The 14,795-nt window shown below is 68.3% G+C and carries 14 protein-coding genes; 2 read left to right on the forward strand and 12 right to left on the reverse strand.

What is annotated here, in order from left to right; translation table 11 throughout:
• From ACYVO7_RS12025 to ACYVO7_RS12040, 4 genes are all read right to left on the reverse strand, one after another.
• On the reverse strand, positions 1-882 hold the full coding sequence (locus ACYVO7_RS12025) for an ABC transporter permease (RefSeq protein ID WP_460450064.1): 882 nt from the start codon (positions 880-882) through the stop codon (positions 1-3).
• Positions 882-1,946: an ABC transporter ATP-binding protein gene (locus ACYVO7_RS12030; protein WP_460450065.1), complete on the reverse strand. Its 1,065-nt coding sequence runs from the start codon at positions 1,944-1,946 to the stop codon at positions 882-884. Before ACYVO7_RS12030 ends, ACYVO7_RS12025 begins: the two co-directional genes overlap by 1 nt.
• Before the next feature lie 108 nt (positions 1,947-2,054).
• Positions 2,055-3,236, reverse strand: coding sequence for an extracellular solute-binding protein (locus ACYVO7_RS12035; protein ID WP_460450066.1), 1,182 nt, complete (start codon positions 3,234-3,236; stop codon positions 2,055-2,057).
• Between the two features lie 195 nt (positions 3,237-3,431).
• Positions 3,432-4,127 (reverse strand): alpha/beta fold hydrolase, encoded by a 696-nt coding sequence (locus tag ACYVO7_RS12040; RefSeq protein WP_460450067.1) that lies wholly within the window; start codon positions 4,125-4,127, stop codon positions 3,432-3,434.
• A gap of 198 nt (positions 4,128-4,325) precedes the next feature.
• Between ACYVO7_RS12040 and ACYVO7_RS12045 the strand changes: the two genes are divergently transcribed.
• On the forward strand, positions 4,326-5,882 hold the full coding sequence (locus ACYVO7_RS12045) for a DEAD/DEAH box helicase (RefSeq protein ID WP_460450068.1): 1,557 nt from the start codon (positions 4,326-4,328) through the stop codon (positions 5,880-5,882).
• A gap of 86 nt (positions 5,883-5,968) precedes the next feature.
• Entirely contained in the window at positions 5,969-7,021 is a 1,053-nt protein-coding gene (locus tag ACYVO7_RS12050; protein ID WP_460450069.1) for a diguanylate cyclase, read from the forward strand.
• 10 nt (positions 7,022-7,031) lie between these two features.
• On the opposite strand, the gene ACYVO7_RS12055 is transcribed toward ACYVO7_RS12050, so the two are convergent.
• The 8 genes from ACYVO7_RS12055 to ACYVO7_RS12090 form a co-directional block, all read right to left on the reverse strand.
• Positions 7,032-7,394 carry a TfoX/Sxy family protein gene (locus ACYVO7_RS12055; RefSeq protein WP_460450070.1) on the reverse strand — a complete coding sequence of 121 codons (363 nt, stop codon included), beginning with the start codon at positions 7,392-7,394 and terminating at the stop codon, positions 7,032-7,034.
• Between the two features lie 9 nt (positions 7,395-7,403).
• Entirely contained in the window at positions 7,404-7,784 is a 381-nt protein-coding gene (locus ACYVO7_RS12060) for a HesB/IscA family protein (RefSeq protein ID WP_460450292.1), read from the reverse strand.
• 140 nt (positions 7,785-7,924) lie between these two features.
• Positions 7,925-8,305, reverse strand: coding sequence for an SUF system Fe-S cluster assembly protein (locus ACYVO7_RS12065; RefSeq protein WP_460450071.1), 381 nt, complete (start codon positions 8,303-8,305; stop codon positions 7,925-7,927).
• A gap of 16 nt (positions 8,306-8,321) precedes the next feature.
• The gene (locus ACYVO7_RS12070; protein ID WP_460450072.1) at positions 8,322-9,560 is read right to left on the reverse strand and encodes a cysteine desulfurase; all 1,239 of its coding nucleotides are present in this window, start codon (positions 9,558-9,560) and stop codon (positions 8,322-8,324) included.
• Positions 9,561-9,719: 159 nt separating this feature from the next.
• Positions 9,720-11,042 carry a Fe-S cluster assembly protein SufD gene (gene sufD / locus ACYVO7_RS12075; RefSeq protein ID WP_460450073.1) on the reverse strand — a complete coding sequence of 441 codons (1,323 nt, stop codon included), beginning with the start codon at positions 11,040-11,042 and terminating at the stop codon, positions 9,720-9,722.
• 7 nt (positions 11,043-11,049) lie between these two features.
• Positions 11,050-11,799 carry a Fe-S cluster assembly ATPase SufC gene (gene sufC, locus ACYVO7_RS12080; RefSeq protein WP_460450074.1) on the reverse strand — a complete coding sequence of 250 codons (750 nt, stop codon included), beginning with the start codon at positions 11,797-11,799 and terminating at the stop codon, positions 11,050-11,052.
• 94 nt (positions 11,800-11,893) lie between these two features.
• Positions 11,894-13,363 carry a Fe-S cluster assembly protein SufB gene (gene sufB / locus ACYVO7_RS12085; RefSeq protein WP_460450075.1) on the reverse strand — a complete coding sequence of 490 codons (1,470 nt, stop codon included), beginning with the start codon at positions 13,361-13,363 and terminating at the stop codon, positions 11,894-11,896.
• A gap of 55 nt (positions 13,364-13,418) precedes the next feature.
• Positions 13,419-14,603: a cysteine desulfurase family protein gene (locus tag ACYVO7_RS12090; RefSeq protein ID WP_460450076.1), complete on the reverse strand. Its 1,185-nt coding sequence runs from the start codon at positions 14,601-14,603 to the stop codon at positions 13,419-13,421.
• Positions 14,604-14,795: the final 192 nt, after the last annotated feature.

The raw sequence follows: 14,795 nt of genomic DNA on the forward strand, positions 1-14,795 counted from the left end.
TCAGCCTTTCGCGCCCGCGGCCGGGCCGCGATAGAACAATCCCCGGATCGACAGCACGATGGCGACGACCAGGAGCTGCACGGCGCCCATGATCATCGCGATCGCGGACGCGAGGGAGTAGTCGTATTCCTCGAAGGCGGCCTGATACGCGGCGATCGAGATGACGCGGGTCGGCCCCGCCGGCGCCCCGAGCAGCACGGCCGAGGGGAAGACCGAATAGGCCTGCACGAAGGACAGGCAGAAGGCGATCGCGAGCCCCGGCACCAGCAGGGGCAGGAAGACGTGGCGGAACCGCGCCGCAGCCCGGGCCCCCAGCGTCGCCGCGGCCTGCTCCAGCGCCGGGTCGATGCCGGTGACGTAGGACAGCGTCAGCAGAAAGGTGAACGGGAAGCCGGTGATCACCAGCGACAGCACCACGCCCCAATAGTTGTGGATGAGGCGCACGGGGCTGGAGATCAGGCCCACCGCCATCAGGGTGCGGTTCAGCCAGCCCTGCGGGCCGAGATAGTTCAGGAGCCCCTCGGCGACCAGCACGGTTCCGAGCGTGATCGGCAGGACCAGGATGGTGGTGAGCAGCCGCTGGTGGCGCATCAGGCGCACCCGGAAGGCGACCGGAACGGCGATCAGCAGGTTGAGGATCGTGGTCGGCAGCGCGATGAGGAGCGTGGTCCCGATCGTGTCGTAGAGGAAGGGATCGGAGAAGAAGCGCGCGTAGTTGCCGAAGAGGCCGCCGGCCTTGGGCCTGAACGAGAGCCACAGCCCATAGGCGAAGGGATATACGAAGAGCGCGATCAGCACGAACAGCGCCGGCAGCACGAGCAGCGTCACGGCGTCGAAGCCCCGCGCCGCCAGGCGAAGGCGAAGTGGCGTATCGGTCTGCATCACGAAGCCCCGTAGACGAGGATCGTCGAGGGCTGGGCCCCCAGGCGCACCGCCTCGCCGGCCGTGAGGCGACGCGACGAGCGGAAGAACAGCTCGGTCCCGGAGGCGGTCCGGGCCGAACCGAAGAAGTCGCGGCCGCGATACTCGATGGCCTCCACGGTCGCCGGCAGGCCGGGCGCATCGCTGGAGACGGCGATCAGGTCGTCGGGCCGGATCGCCGCATAGGCGGTCTGTCCGGTCACGGGCTCCTGCGCGACGGCCTTGAAGGCGACGCCCTCGGCGGAGACCTCGACCTGCTGGCCGCCGGCGGACAGCAGGGTCACCGGGATCTGGTTGCGGAAGCCCATGAACTCGGCGACGTCGAGATGGGCCGGCCGGGCGTAGAGGTCCTCCGGCGTGCCGACCTGGCGGATCTCGCCGTCGCGCAGCACGACGATCCGGTCGGCGAGCGACAGCGCCTCGTCCTGGTCATGGGTGACGTAGATGGTGATCGAGCCCAGCCCCTGGTGGATGCGGCGGATCTCCTGGCGCATCTCCAGCCGCAGCTTGGCGTCGAGGTTGGACAAGGGCTCGTCCATGAGCACCACCGGCGGCTCGATCGCGATGGCGCGCGCGATCGCCACGCGCTGCTGCTGACCGCCGGAGAGCTGCCCCGGCGCCTTGTGCGCTTGGCTCTCGAGCCGCACCGTCTGGATCGCCTTCTCGATGCGCGGCGTCGCGGCCGCCTGGGGGACGCCGCGCATCTTCAGCCCGAAGCCGACATTGCCGCGCACCGTCATGTGCGGGAACAGGGCGTAGTTCTGGAACACCATGCCGAAGCCGCGATCCTCGGCGGGCAGCACGTCGATGCGCTTGTCGTCCAGCCAGATCGATCCGCGGGTCGTGGGCAGCAGGCCGGCGATGCAGTTGAGCGCCGTCGACTTGCCGCAGCCGGAGGGCCCGAGCAGCGCGATGAATTCGCCGCGCTGGATGTCGAGCGTGAGGTCCTTCAGGGCGTTCATGGTCCCGAAGTCGCGGCCGACCTGCTGGAGCCTCAGGGTCTTGAAAGAAGCATTGGCGGCCATGGAGCGCTCACGACGGTGTCTGGATGCGCCATTGCGGAGGCGCGGAAAAGACTGGGAGAAAGGGAACGGCGGCGCGAGACGGCGCCGCCGCCGACAGGCGAAAAGGCCTTACTTGGTCTTCTTGGAGCCGATTTCCTCGTCCCAGCGACGGAAGGCGAGCACCATCTGGTCGGGCTCGAGCGGCAGCTCGAGCGGCACCTCGGCGATCAGCTTCTCGTATTCGGGGCGGCCGAACTCCTTGATGGCGGCCTGGCTCTCGGCCGGCGCCATGGTGATCGGGACGTCCTTCACGGCCGGGCCCGGATAGAAATAGCCCTCGTCATAGGTGAAGGCCTGCGCGGGCTTGGTCAGCATGAAGTTCATCACGTCGAGCAGCACCGCGACCTTGTCGTCGCTGAGCCCCTTCGGGATGCACATGTAATGCGCGTCGATCACCCAGCGGAAGTTCTTCAGCGTGGTGATCCTGGCCTCCTTCGGCACGACGCCGAGGACTCGCGGGTTGATGTCCCAGCCGGTGGTCGACACGATGATGTCGCGGCTGCCCTCGCCGAGCTCCTTCATGGTCGCGCCGGTGCCGGTCGGGTAGTACTCGATGTTCTGGCCGAGCTCCTTCAGATAGGCCCAGGTCTTGTCCCAGCCCTTCATCGGATCCTTCGGGTTGGAGTCGCCCAGGATGTAGGGCAGCCCCATCATGAAGGTGCGGCCGGGGCCGGAATTGGCCGGGCGGGCGTAGAGGAAGCGGTTCGGGTTCTGCTTGGCCCAGGCGAGAAGCTCCTCCACCGAGGTCGGCGGGGTCTTCACCTTGTCGGGCATGTATTCGAGCAGCGGCCCGGACGGGTAATAGGCGCTGACCACGCCCTGCCCGCGGGCCAACGTCTGCATCATCGCCGCGCCCTTGTTGTAGATGTCGTCGAGCTTGGGCAGCGCCGCCTTGTGCTGGCCGAGCACGTCGAGCCAGAGCTTCTGGTCGATGCCGGCGGAGAGCGCGTCCGTGCCGGTCAGCACGAGGTCGATGTCGACCCGGCCGGCGTCCTGCTGGGCCTTGATCTTGCCGGGCAGCTCAGGGGCCGGCGCCTTGGTGAAGGTGAAGCGCGAGACCAGTTCGGGCTTGGCCTTGCGATAGGCCTCGAAGGCCTTCTGGCTCAGCGCCAGGTTGCCGGCCACGTCGACGATGTTCAGCGCGACCGCCTGCTTGGGCAGCGCCAGCTGCGCCCGCGCGCCGGAGGCGCCGAGAAGCGCCGCGCCGGCGGCTCCGCCGACGAAAGTCCGCCTGGTGATATCGTGCGTCATGGTTTCCTCCGGTGATCGACTTGAGCCATGGGCCGGGCGAACCCGCCGCATGGCGCAGGCGAGAGGATCCCCCGCCCGTCATCGTTGGCGCACATTGATACACTAAAATATTAGTGGAGCAACCGGCAGGTTGTGGGGCGGACGGGAGCCTGTCGGGCCGATCCTGGAGGGCCGCGTCGAGGACCTTCGCCCGTGCTAGCGGGCCAGCCACGCCCCGAGCGCTTCGTTGACCGCGTCCGGCCGTTCGAGGGTTGAGAGGTGTCCGCATTCGGGAACGACGACCAGCTCCGCGCCTTGCACGCCGGCCTGCATCTCCTCGGCCTTGTCCACCGGCGTGATGGCGTCCTCCTCGCCGACCAGGATCAGGGTCGGCACGCCGATCGCCTTCAGGTAGGGGCGGGAATCCGCCCGGCCGATGATGGCCCGCTCCTGGCGCACGAACGCCTCGGGGCCGGTCTCCAGCATCATGCTCCGGACGACGCCCTCCAGTTCCGCGTCGTCGTGACGGGAGGGATGGACCAGCGCGGCCCAGAGCGCGTCGTGAACCTTGTCGAACTCGCCTGCCTCGGCCAGCGCGATCAGGCGGCGGCGGCGCATCGTGGCCTCCTCGGTGTCGGGCCGGGCGGAGGTGTCGAGAAGCGCCAGCCGCGACACCCGGTGCGGCGCGAGCCGCATGATTTCGAGCGCCACGTAGCCCCCCATCGACAGGCCCGCCAGCGCGAAGCGCGCCGGGGCCTGGCGGAGCAGGCGGCCGGCCATGGCGGCGATCGTGGCGTCCTGGCGGTTGTCGGCGAACACGATCGGCCGGTCGTGGCCGAAGCGCTCGGCCTGGGGCGCATAGAGGGCAGGCGTGCAGTTCAGTCCCGGGATCAAGACCAGGGGTTCCGACATACTGAGATTTTCCTTGGACTTTTTGCTGTTTTTGGGGGGGCTTTTCGGCTTTGCCGAATTGACTCGATTCGAAATCTCTCTATGTATCCCTCATCCTTTGAGGAAACGGCCGACGACTGGTTCTGACGCGTCCTGCCCGCCCGCTTCCCCTAAAACGCGCAACTGCGTCGATAGCCGCGCCGTGAGGCGGCATAAAGAATGAATTTTTCTGATCTCGGTCTTAGCGACAGGGTGCTCGAAGCGGTCACCGCTTCCGGTTACACCCAGCCCACGCCCATCCAGGCGGAAGCGATTCCGCATGCCCTGGCTCGACGGGACGTCCTCGGCATCGCCCAGACGGGCACCGGCAAGACGGCGGCGTTCACGCTGCCGATGCTGACGATGCTGGAGCAGGGCCGCGCCCGCGCCCGCATGCCCCGCACCCTGATTCTCGAGCCGACCCGCGAGCTCGCCGCCCAGGTCGAGGAGGCGTTCGTCAAATACGGCGCCAACCAGCGCCTGAACGTGGCGCTGCTGATCGGCGGCGTCTCCTTCGGCGACCAGGACGCGAAGATCACCCGCGGCGTCGACGTGCTGATCGCCACGCCCGGGCGCCTGCTCGACCATTTCGAGCGCGGCAAGCTGCTGCTGACCGGCATCGAGATCCTGGTGATCGACGAGGCCGACCGGATGCTCGACATGGGCTTCATCCCGGACATCGAGCGCATCTGCCGGATGGTGCCGTTCACGCGGCAGACGCTCTTCTTCTCGGCGACGATGCCGCCCGAGATCCAGCGCCTGACCGAGACCTTCCTGCACAACCCGGTGAAGATCGAGGTCGCCCGCCAGGCCTCGACCGCCGCGACCATCACCCAGCGCCTGATCGGCTCCGGCTCCGAGCCGCACGAGAAGCGCGAGGTTCTGCGCAAGCTCGTGCGCCAGCAGCCCGACTTCAAGAACGCGATCATCTTCTGCAACCGCAAGCGCGACGTGCAGGTGGTCTATCGCTCGCTCGAACGCCACGGCTTCAGCGTCGCGGCGCTGCACGGCGATCTCGACCAGCGGGCCCGCATGGCCGCGCTGGAGTCGTTCCGGAACGGGTCGATCCAGCTGCTGGTGGCCAGCGACGTCGCCGCGCGCGGGCTCGACATCCCGGACGTCAGCCACGTCTTCAACTACGACGTGCCCCATCACGCCGAGGACTACGTCCACCGCATCGGCCGCACGGGCCGCGCCGGCAAGTCGGGCACGTCGATCACGATCGTGACGCCGGTGGACAAGAAGTCCCTGGCCGCGATCGAGCACATGATCGGCCAGCCGATCGAATGGCAGGGCGAGATGCCGGCGGAGGGCGAAGCCGACGGCGAGCGCCGCCGCCGTCCCGGCGGGCGCAGGCCCGGCGGACGCGAGGGATCGCGCGCTGCGGGCGACGAGCGCGGACGCGGGTCCTCCCGCGAAGGCCGCGGCCGGAGCTCGGAAGGCGAGACCAGGAGCAGGCCGCGGGCGGCCGAGGCCGAATCGCGGAGCCGTTCGTCCGAGCCCGAGGCGCGCAGCCCCTCCCCGCCGACCGAGAGCCGCCCGCCGCGCCGCGACCGTTCGGGCGAAAATGGCGGCGGCCGCCGCGAGCGCGGACCCGCCCTGCCCGCCCCCGGCGAGACCCGGGTCGAGCGGCCCCAGCGTCCGCCGTCCCGGCGCCCGGACAACGACGACCCGCCCGTCATCGGACTGGGCGACCACGTGCCCTCCTTCCTGCTCAGGCCGGTCAAGAAAAGCTGACAGGTTGTGGTCGATTGTAGCTGCAATTAGCCATCCCTTAAGAGTGGTTGTGCAACTGTGGGTCCCATCAGTGATGGGAGTCGCCTATGGTTGCCTCTTCTGCGGAAGAACCGGCCATCAGACTGGCCGAGGAAACCATTCGGCGCATCGAGGCTCACGGCCCGTTGCCGGAGCCTCGGGCCTATGAAGTCTGGTACACGCATCTCGCCGGGTCGAACCGCTCACTGAGCCGCGCGCTCACGGAGGAGCTGGCGGCGTCCCCACGGCTCGCCAATTCCCAGATCGAGAAGCTCTACAACCAGTTCCTCTCTCCGAACCGCATGGCCCAGCAGGCCGAGAAGGCCAGCGCCGGCGTCCTCACGGAGATCGACTCCGTCGTGAGCCTCATCGACGAGGCGCTCGGCTCCACCAGCCGCTATGGCGACTCGCTGGAGGAGATCTCCCACGTCCTCGACGCCAAGCTGGACCGGAACCTCGTTCGCGACATCGTGAACCGGCTCGTCTCGGTGACCCAGGAGACCGTGGCCAACAACCGCGCCCTGGAGGTCCGCCTCAAGGAGACTCGCGGAGAGGTGCAGGATCTCCGGCAGGCGCTGGAATCCATCCGCACCGAATCCCTCACGGACCCGCTGACCACGCTGGCCAATCGCAAGCACCTGGACGCCACGATCAGCCACGCCGTCGACCACTCGGCGTTGAGCGGCGAGCCGCTCACCATCCTGATGATCGACGTGGACCGCTTCAAGGACTTCAACGACACCTGGGGCCACCTGACGGGCGACCAGGTGCTGCGCCTCGTCGCCATGTCGATCAAGGGATCCGTGCGGCCCAACGACACCGCCGCGCGCTTCGGCGGCGAGGAGTTCGCGGTCGTGCTTCCGCAGTCGTCCCTGAAATCCGGGCACATCGTGGCGGAGCGGATCCGCCAGACCGTCATGGGCCGCGAGCTGGTGAAGCGCTCCACCGGCGAAGCGCTGGGCCGCATCACCATTTCGATCGGCGCGGCCACTTTCGCCTCGGGCGACAACGCCACACTGCTGATCGAGCGCGCCGACCGCTGCCTGCTGCACGCCAAGCGCACGGGCCGCAACAAGACGGTCTGCGAGGACGAGATCCACGGGATGCAGGACGTCGCCTGAACGGCGACGTTCAGATCTCCCTCGGCGAGCGACGTTTCGGCCTGCGGGCCGGTTTTGTCGCCGCCTTGCGCCGGGCGGCCGCCAGCGCCAAGCCGAACCAGGTCCTCATCGCATCCGGATCGTCATAGGCGGCGTCCGGCAGGCGCCGGTAACCCAAGGATTTCGTCACGCCCCTGGCCACGTAGCTGAAGGGCTCGAGACCCTCGGCCAGGAACGCCGGTTCGCTCTCGCCGTCGACCTTGAGATAGACGACGCCGCCCGCCTGCAGCGCCACCATCAGCCCATCCGCGAAGACGCCCACGCCGCCGAACATCCGGCGCGCCTCGACGCGCCCGGCGGGCGCGAAAAGCTCCTCCAGGTCGCGGACGTCCATGCGCCGGGTTTAATGGGAGACGGCTTCGGACCGGTCCGAAGAGGCCGGGGTCAGCGCCACCGACTCGCCGCAGCCGCAGGCGGAGGTCTGGTTCGGATTGTCAAAGACGAATTGCGACGCAAGCTTGCCGGTGCGGAAGTCCATCGTCGTTCCCAGCAGGAACAGAACCGCCTTGGGGTCGACCAGGACGGTGACGCCCTTGTCCTCCACCACCTCGTCGCCGGGGCGCACGCTGTCGGCGTAGTCCATCGTGTAGGACATGCCGGCGCAGCCGCCGTTCTTCACGCCGACGCGCACGCCGACCAGCGGCGCCGTCGAATTCGCCATGATCTCCTTGACGCGGCTGGCCGCCGCATCCGTCAGACTCATGACCTTCAGCTTCGGGAGCATTCCCATGGGGGCTTTCTCGTCCTAGACGGCCGGGTTCAAGGCCCGGGCAGGATCAGGTCACGCCTAATGTAAGCGTGCGCCGGCGCCCTGTGAAGGGCGCAGATCTGCGGATGCTGCATGCACGCCGGCAAAGGGCGGCCTCACCACATGTCGAGCGCGACCCGCGCCTCGTCGGACATGCGGCTCTGGTCCCAGGGCGGATCGAAGACCATGTTGACCTTCGCGGACTGGACGCCCGGGACGGCCGCGACGGCGTTCTCCACCCAGCCCGGCATCTCGCCGGCGACCGGGCAGCCCGGCGCGGTCAGCGTCATGTCGATGGCGACGTTGCGCGCGTCGTCCACGTCGACCCGGTAGACCAGGCCGAGCTCATAGATGTCCGCCGGGATCTCAGGGTCGTAGACGCTCTTGAGCGCCGCGACGATGTCGTCCGTCAGCCGGTCGATCTCGGCCGGATCCAGCGCCGACGGGATGTCGATATCGGGGCGGTTCGGGGCGTTGACGTCGTTGGCTTCGCTCATGGTGGGAACTTTCTCATCAACCGAACAGAGCTTCGGCCTTTTGCAGGGCCTCGGCAAGGCGATCGACCTCCTCCAGCGTGTTGTAGAACGCGAAGGAGGCCCGGCATGTCGAGGTGACGCCGTAGCGCGCCAGCAGAGGCTGCGTGCAGTGCGTCCCGGCGCGGACCGCGACGCCGGACCGGTCGATCACGGTCGCGACGTCATGCGCATGGGCGCCCTTCATCTCGAAGGACACGATGGCCCCGCGCTCGCGCGCCTGGCCGAAGATCCGCAGCGAGTTCATCGCGCCGAGGCGTTGCAGCGCGTAGTCGCGCAGCGCGTTCTCCTGCGCCAGGATCGCGTCGCGTCCGATCGACTGCATGTAGTCGATCGCCGCGCCGAGCCCGATGGCCTGCACGATCGGCGGCGTTCCCGCCTCGAACCGGTGCGGGGGATCCCCGTAGGTGACCGCCGCCTCGGTCACATCCTTGATCATCTCGCCGCCGCCGTTGAAGGGAGGCAGCTTGTCCAGCCAGCGCCGCTTGCCGTAGAGGACGCCGATGCCGGTGGGCCCATACACCTTGTGGCCGGTGAAAACGTAGAAGTCGGCGTCCAGCTCGCGCACGTCGACGGGCAGGTGGACGGCGCCCTGGCTGCCGTCGACCATCACCGGGATCCCGCGCGCATGCGCGATCCGGATGATCTCCCGGATCGGCGTGATCGTCCCCAGCATGTTGGACATGTGGGTGATGGCGACGATGCGCGTCCGATCGGTCAGCAGCGCCTCGAACGCGTCCAGCAGGAACTCGCCCGCGTCGTTCACGGGCGAGAACTTCAGCACCGCGCCCTTGCGCTCCCTGAGAAAGTGCCACGGGACGATGTTGGAGTGGTGCTCCATGATGGAGATGACGATTTCGTCGCCCTCCCCGATCGCCAGCTGGCCGAAGCTGGACGCGACCAGGTTAATCGCCTCCGTGGCCGAGCGCGTGAAGATGATCTCGTCCGTGCTCTCGGCGTTGAGGAAGCCGCGCACCTTCTCGCGGGCGTCCTCGAAGGCCTCCGTGGCCGCATTGGCGAGGTAATGCAGCCCGCGATGCACGTTGGCGTATTCGTGCTCATAGGCATGCACCATCCGGTCGATCACCTGCCGGGGCTTCTGGGCCGAGGCGGCGTTGTCGAGATAGACGAGCGGCTTCCCATAGACCTCCTTGGAGAGGATCGGAAAATCCGCCCGGATGGCCGCGAGATCGAAGGGCCGTGTCGGAGCTGAGGTCATAGGTCTCCATCCGTCCTTGCACGGAGGGTCGGAACCACCTCCGCCGTCATCCCCGGCGGCGCGCCGCGCCGGGAAGGGGATCCGCTCCGTCCCCGCCGCTGGCCCCTTGCCGTCCCGCTTGCGCGGGCCGCCGGGGCTGACGGCGGAGAGGGACTGAAGCTACATACGGGCCTTGAGCCAGGTCTCGACGATGCTTTCAAGGACGGCGCGGACCGCTTCGTCCTCGACCGTCTCCAGCGCCTCCCCGACGAAAGCCTGCAGCATGAGCGCCTCGGCGTCCGGCTTGGGCAGGCCGCGCGCGCGCAGGTAGAACAGCAGGTCGTCGTCGAGCTGGCCGCAGGTGGCGCCATGGGCGCAGACCACGTCGTCGGCGAAGATCTCCAGCTCAGGCTTGTTGTTCATCGTGGCGTTGTCGCCGAGCAGCACCGCCTGGCTCATCATCTTGCCGTCGGTCTTTTGCGCATGCGGCGCGACGATGATCTTGCCCTGGAACACGCCCGTCGATTCGCCGTCCAGCACGTGCTTGAACAGCTCGCGGCTCTCGCAATGGGGAACCGAATGGTTCACCACCAGCGTGGTGTCGGCGTGCTGGCGCCCGTTGAGCAGGGCCGCGCCGTTGATGGACGCCTTGGACCGTTCGCCCGCGAAGGACAGGAACACCTGATGCCGCGTCAGCGCCGGCGCGGTCGCGAGAGCCAGCGTGGCGAAGGACGCGTCCGCGCCGAGCCGCACGCCGAGCGACGACAGGTCGACGCCGCCCCCGCCGCTGGCGTTCAGGCGCACATGGTTCACCACGCAGCCGTCGCCGGCCAGGATCTCCACGGCCGTGTTGTCCTGGTGGGCCACCCCGGCCGGCCCCTCATGGGTCTCCACGAGCGTGACGGAGGCGCCGTCCTCGACCACGAGCAGCACGCGCGTATAGGCGGACCGGACCTCCGCGCCCGTCCGCACGAAGCGGACGACGATCGGCTGAGACGCCTTGAGGCCTGCGGGAACGCGGATCACCGCGCCGTCGCTCATCAGCGCGCCGTTGAGCGCCAGGACGGCGTCGTCGGCCGTCGTGCTCGCGCCGAGGCGGGCGAGCAGAGGATGGCCGGCGCCCATGGCGTCGGCGAGCCCCGTCACCTCCACGCCGGCCGGCACGGCGCCGAGATCCGACAGGGTCGGGGCGAACTGCCCGTCCACGATGGCGACCAGGCCGCCCAGGGCCGCGATCGGCCCCATGGACGAGCCCGCGACCGCGAGCGCGGCCGCCGAGGCGCCGTCCGCCAAGGGGGCCGCTTCGCGCAGCAGGGCGCGCAGGTCGGTGTATTTCCAGGCTTCGACGCGCCTGTGCGGCAGGCCGGCCTCCGCGAAGGCGCCGAAGGCCTTTTCGCGCGCGGCCGCGTCGCCCGGGAGGCGGGCCCGCACGGTGGGAAACAGCTCGAGCAGCTGGGTCTCGGCCGTCGTCCGCATGGGAGTGACGTTGGGGATCTGGGACATGGGAGCCTCAGGCCGCCTGCGAGCGGTAATCGGCGTAGCCATTGGCCTCGAGCTCGAGCGCGAGCTCCTTGCCGCCGGACTTCACCACCCGGCCGCTGGACATCACATGCACGGTGTCCGGCACGATGTAGTTCAGCAGGCGCTGGTAGTGGGTGATCACCAGGAAGGAGCGCTTGGGGTCGCGCAGGGCGTTGACGCCGTCCGCCGCGATCTTGAGCGCGTCGATGTCGAGCCCTGAGTCGGTCTCGTCGAGGATGCAGAAGCTCGGCTCCAGCAGCGCCATCTGCAGGATCTCCATGCGCTTCTTCTCGCCGCCCGAGAAGCCGACATTGAGCGCGCGCTTCAGCATATCCTGAGGAATGTGAAGGCGTTCCGCGCCGGAGCGGACTCGCTTCATGAAGTCGGGCGTGGAGAGCTCGTCGTCGCCGCGCGCCTTGCGCTGGGCGTTCAGCGCGGCCTTCAGGAAGGTCATCGTCGCGACGCCGGGGATCTCCAGCGGATACTGGAAGGCCAGGAACACGCCGGCGGCGGCGCGCTCGTCGGGAGACATGTCGAGCAGGTTCTCGCCGTTCAGCAGGATCTCGCCGTCGAGGACCTCGTAGTCGTCCTTGCCGGCGATGACGTAGCTCAGCGTGGACTTGCCGGAGCCGTTCGGGCCCATGATGGCGGCCACCTCGCCGTCATGGACCGTGAGGCTGAGGCCGTTGAGGATCTTCTTGTCGTCGATCTGGACGTGGAGGTTGCGGATTTCGAGCATGGTTTCAGTCCTGAATTCAGAGCGTCATGCCGACTTCGACGCCGGAGGCGGAAGCCGTGGGCGGCCGGGCGGGCCCCGGCCGTGACCGGATGGGTCAGCCGACCGAGCCTTCCAGCGAGATCGAGATCAGCTTTTGCGCCTCGACCGCGAACTCCATCGGAAGCTGCTGCAGCACGTCCTTGACGAAGCCGTTGACGATCAGCGCCGTCGCCTCTTCGGCCGAGAGGCCGCGCTGAAGGCAGTAGAACAGCTGGTCCTCGGAGATCTTGGACGTCGTGGCCTCATGCTCGAAAATCGCGCTGGCGTTCTTCGATTCGATGTAGGGGACGGTGTGGGCCCCGCACTGGTCGCCGATCAGCAGCGAGTCGCAATTGGTGAAGTTGCGCGCGCCCGTCGCCTTGCGGTGGGCCGAGACGAGACCCCGATAGGTGTTCTGGGAGCGCCCGGCCGAGATGCCCTTGGAGATGATGCGGCTCGACGTGTTCTTGCCGAGATGGATCATCTTCGTGCCGCTGTCGACCTGCTGCATGCCGTTCGACACCGCGATGGAGTAGAACTCGCCGCGGGAGTTGTCGCCGCGCAGGATGCAGGACGGGTATTTCCAGGTGATGGCCGAGCCGGTCTCCACCTGCGTCCACGAGATCTTCGAGTTGGCGCCGCGACAATCGCCGCGCTTGGTCACGAAGTTGTAGACGCCGCCCTTCCCCTCGCTGTCGCCCGGGTACCAGTTCTGGACCGTGGAGTACTTGATCTCCGCGTCTTCGAGCGCGATCAGCTCCACGACGGCCGCGTGCAGCTGGTTCTCATCGCGCTGGGGAGCGGTGCAGCCCTCCAGATAGCTCACATAGGAGCCCTTGTCGGCGATGATCAGCGTGCGCTCGAACTGGCCCGTATCCTTCTCGTTGATGCGGAAATAGGTCGACAGCTCCATCGGGCAGCGCACGCCCGGCGGCACATAGACGAAGGACCCGTCCGTGAACACGGCGGAGTTCAGCGTGGCGTAGAAATTGTCCGTCACCGGTACGACGGTGCCCAGATATTTGCGCACCAGCTCCGGATGCTCGCGGATCGCCTCCGAGATGGAGCAGAAGATGACGCCGGCCCGGCCGAGCTCCTCCTTGAAGGTCGTCACCACCGAGACGCTGTCGAACACGGCGTCGACGGCGACCTTGGAGGTCTGCACGCCGGCCAGGATCTCCTGCTCGCGCAGCGGGATTCCGAGCTTCTTGTAGGTCTCCAGGATGGCCGGATCGATCTCGTCGAGCGACTTCGGGCCCTCCTTCTTCTTGGGGGCCGCATAGTAGTAGAGGTCGTTGAAGTCGATCGGCGGGTACTCGACGCGCGCCCAGGTCGGCTCGCGCATGGTCAGCCAGCGCCTGTAGGCGTCCAGCCTCCATTCGGTCATCCACTCCGGATCGCCCTTCTTGGCCGAGATGAAGCGAACGATGTCCTCGTTCAGGCCGCGAGGGGCCTTGTCCATCTCGATGTCGGTGATGAAGCCGTACTTGTACTGGTCCACGTCGATGGCGCGGACCTGTTCGACAGTCTCCTGCACGGCAGGCATTTCAGTCTCCTTCCTCGACGGCTTCAAGGGCCGTGGGGTTGGTTGGGGGATCGGCTTAGGCTGCTCTTCGCCCTTGCCGTAGATGTAGGGCGTCGCGCAGTTTTTCGAAGGCCTGCAGGAACCTTTCCACGTCGGCCTCGACGCTCGACCAGCCGAGGCTGACCCGGACGGCTCCGCCGGCGAGGTCGTCGGAGACGCCCATCGCCTGCAGCACATGGGAGCGCCGGACCTTGCCGGACGAGCAGGCCGAGCCGGAGGACAGCGCGACTCCGTCCAGATCGAAGGCGATCAGCGCGGTCTCGGCCGCCTGTCCGGGCAGGGCGAAGAGAGTGGTGTTGGCAAGCCGCTCCACCCCCGACGAGAAGATCACGACGTCGGGCGCCAGCTCGCGCAGGCCAGCCTCGAGCCGGTCGCGCAAACGGGCCATGCGGGCGGCCTCGGCCGCGCCCTGCAGGCGCGCCTCCCGCGCCGCGGCCCCGAAGCCGGCGACGCCCGGCGCATTCTCGGTCCCGGCCCGCAGCCCCCTCTCCTGCCCGCCGCCGCGCAGCACGCGTTCGGCGATGTGCAGCGACGGGGACGACGCCGCCAAAGCGCCTACGCCCTGGGGACCGCCGATCTTGTGGGCCGACACCGCCACGAGGTCGGCCCCGCTGGAGGCGACGTCGAAGCCGACCTTGCCGATGGCCTGCACGGCGTCGCAATGCATCAGCCCGCCATGGGCGTGAGCGAGGTCCGCGACCGCCCGCACGGGCTGAAGGACGCCCGTCTCGTTGTTGGCCGCCTGCACGCTGACGAGGGCGCGCTCCCCCTTCGACGCCATGTCGACCAGCCGGGCTTCGAGCCAGCCGAGGTCGACCACGCCGTCCGGGGCGACCGGGATCCGCTCGATCCTGTCCTGGGGGAACCTCGCCCCCTCCAGCACGCAAGGGTGCTCGATGGCGCTGGTCAGGAGCCTGTCCAGCGGGCGCTTCTCGCCGGCCGTCTCGATGTAGGGAGTCAGCGCCAGGACATTGGCTTCCGTGCCGCCGCTGGTGAACCAGACGGCCCGCGCCGGCGCCCCGAGCAGGGCAGCCACCTCGTCGCGCGCGCTCTCGACCCGGCCGCGCGCGGCGCGGCCTTCGGCGTGAACGGAAGACGGATTGCCGCCCGCCGCCAGCGCCGCCGCGACCGCGTCGATGACGGCGGGGCGCACGGTCGTGGTCGCGTTGTGGTCGAGATTGGCACGCTGCGCCCCAGCCATACGGGTCAGACCTTGTTGTCCGCCTCGCCCATCGCCAGATGTCCACGGCAGCAAAGGCTTGCAACCGACCCCGGCGCTTGTGCTACAAGCGGCCACAGCGGCAAGCTCGGCCGACCGGATGCCTCCGGTGCGGCTTTGTTCCGCTGTTAGAATAATTCTAACAGAAAGTGTGGGCCGACGGCGGGCCGGAGT

Source organism: Alsobacter sp. SYSU BS001988, from assembly GCF_054796215.1.

Excerpts from the sequence above, each read along its gene's own strand:
- ACYVO7_RS12025 (WP_460450064.1), bottom strand. The coding sequence starts at position 882 with ATGCAGACCGATACGCCACTTCGCCTTCGCCTGGCGGCGCGGGGCTTC.
- ACYVO7_RS12030 (WP_460450065.1), bottom strand. The coding sequence starts at position 1,946 with ATGGCCGCCAATGCTTCTTTCAAGACCCTGAGGCTCCAGCAGGTCGGC.
- ACYVO7_RS12035 (WP_460450066.1), bottom strand. The coding sequence starts at position 3,236 with ATGACGCACGATATCACCAGGCGGACTTTCGTCGGCGGAGCCGCCGGC.
- ACYVO7_RS12040 (WP_460450067.1), bottom strand. The coding sequence starts at position 4,127 with ATGTCGGAACCCCTGGTCTTGATCCCGGGACTGAACTGCACGCCTGCC.
- ACYVO7_RS12045 (WP_460450068.1), top strand. The coding sequence starts at position 4,326 with ATGAATTTTTCTGATCTCGGTCTTAGCGACAGGGTGCTCGAAGCGGTC.
- ACYVO7_RS12050 (WP_460450069.1), top strand. The coding sequence starts at position 5,969 with ATGGTTGCCTCTTCTGCGGAAGAACCGGCCATCAGACTGGCCGAGGAA.
- ACYVO7_RS12055 (WP_460450070.1), bottom strand. The coding sequence starts at position 7,394 with ATGGACGTCCGCGACCTGGAGGAGCTTTTCGCGCCCGCCGGGCGCGTC.
- ACYVO7_RS12060 (WP_460450292.1), bottom strand. The coding sequence starts at position 7,784 with ATGCTCCCGAAGCTGAAGGTCATGAGTCTGACGGATGCGGCGGCCAGC.
- ACYVO7_RS12065 (WP_460450071.1), bottom strand. The coding sequence starts at position 8,305 with ATGAGCGAAGCCAACGACGTCAACGCCCCGAACCGCCCCGATATCGAC.
- ACYVO7_RS12070 (WP_460450072.1), bottom strand. The coding sequence starts at position 9,560 with ATGACCTCAGCTCCGACACGGCCCTTCGATCTCGCGGCCATCCGGGCG.
- sufD (WP_460450073.1), bottom strand. The coding sequence starts at position 11,042 with ATGTCCCAGATCCCCAACGTCACTCCCATGCGGACGACGGCCGAGACC.
- sufC (WP_460450074.1), bottom strand. The coding sequence starts at position 11,799 with ATGCTCGAAATCCGCAACCTCCACGTCCAGATCGACGACAAGAAGATC.
- sufB (WP_460450075.1), bottom strand. The coding sequence starts at position 13,363 with ATGCCTGCCGTGCAGGAGACTGTCGAACAGGTCCGCGCCATCGACGTG.
- ACYVO7_RS12090 (WP_460450076.1), bottom strand. The coding sequence starts at position 14,603 with ATGGCTGGGGCGCAGCGTGCCAATCTCGACCACAACGCGACCACGACC.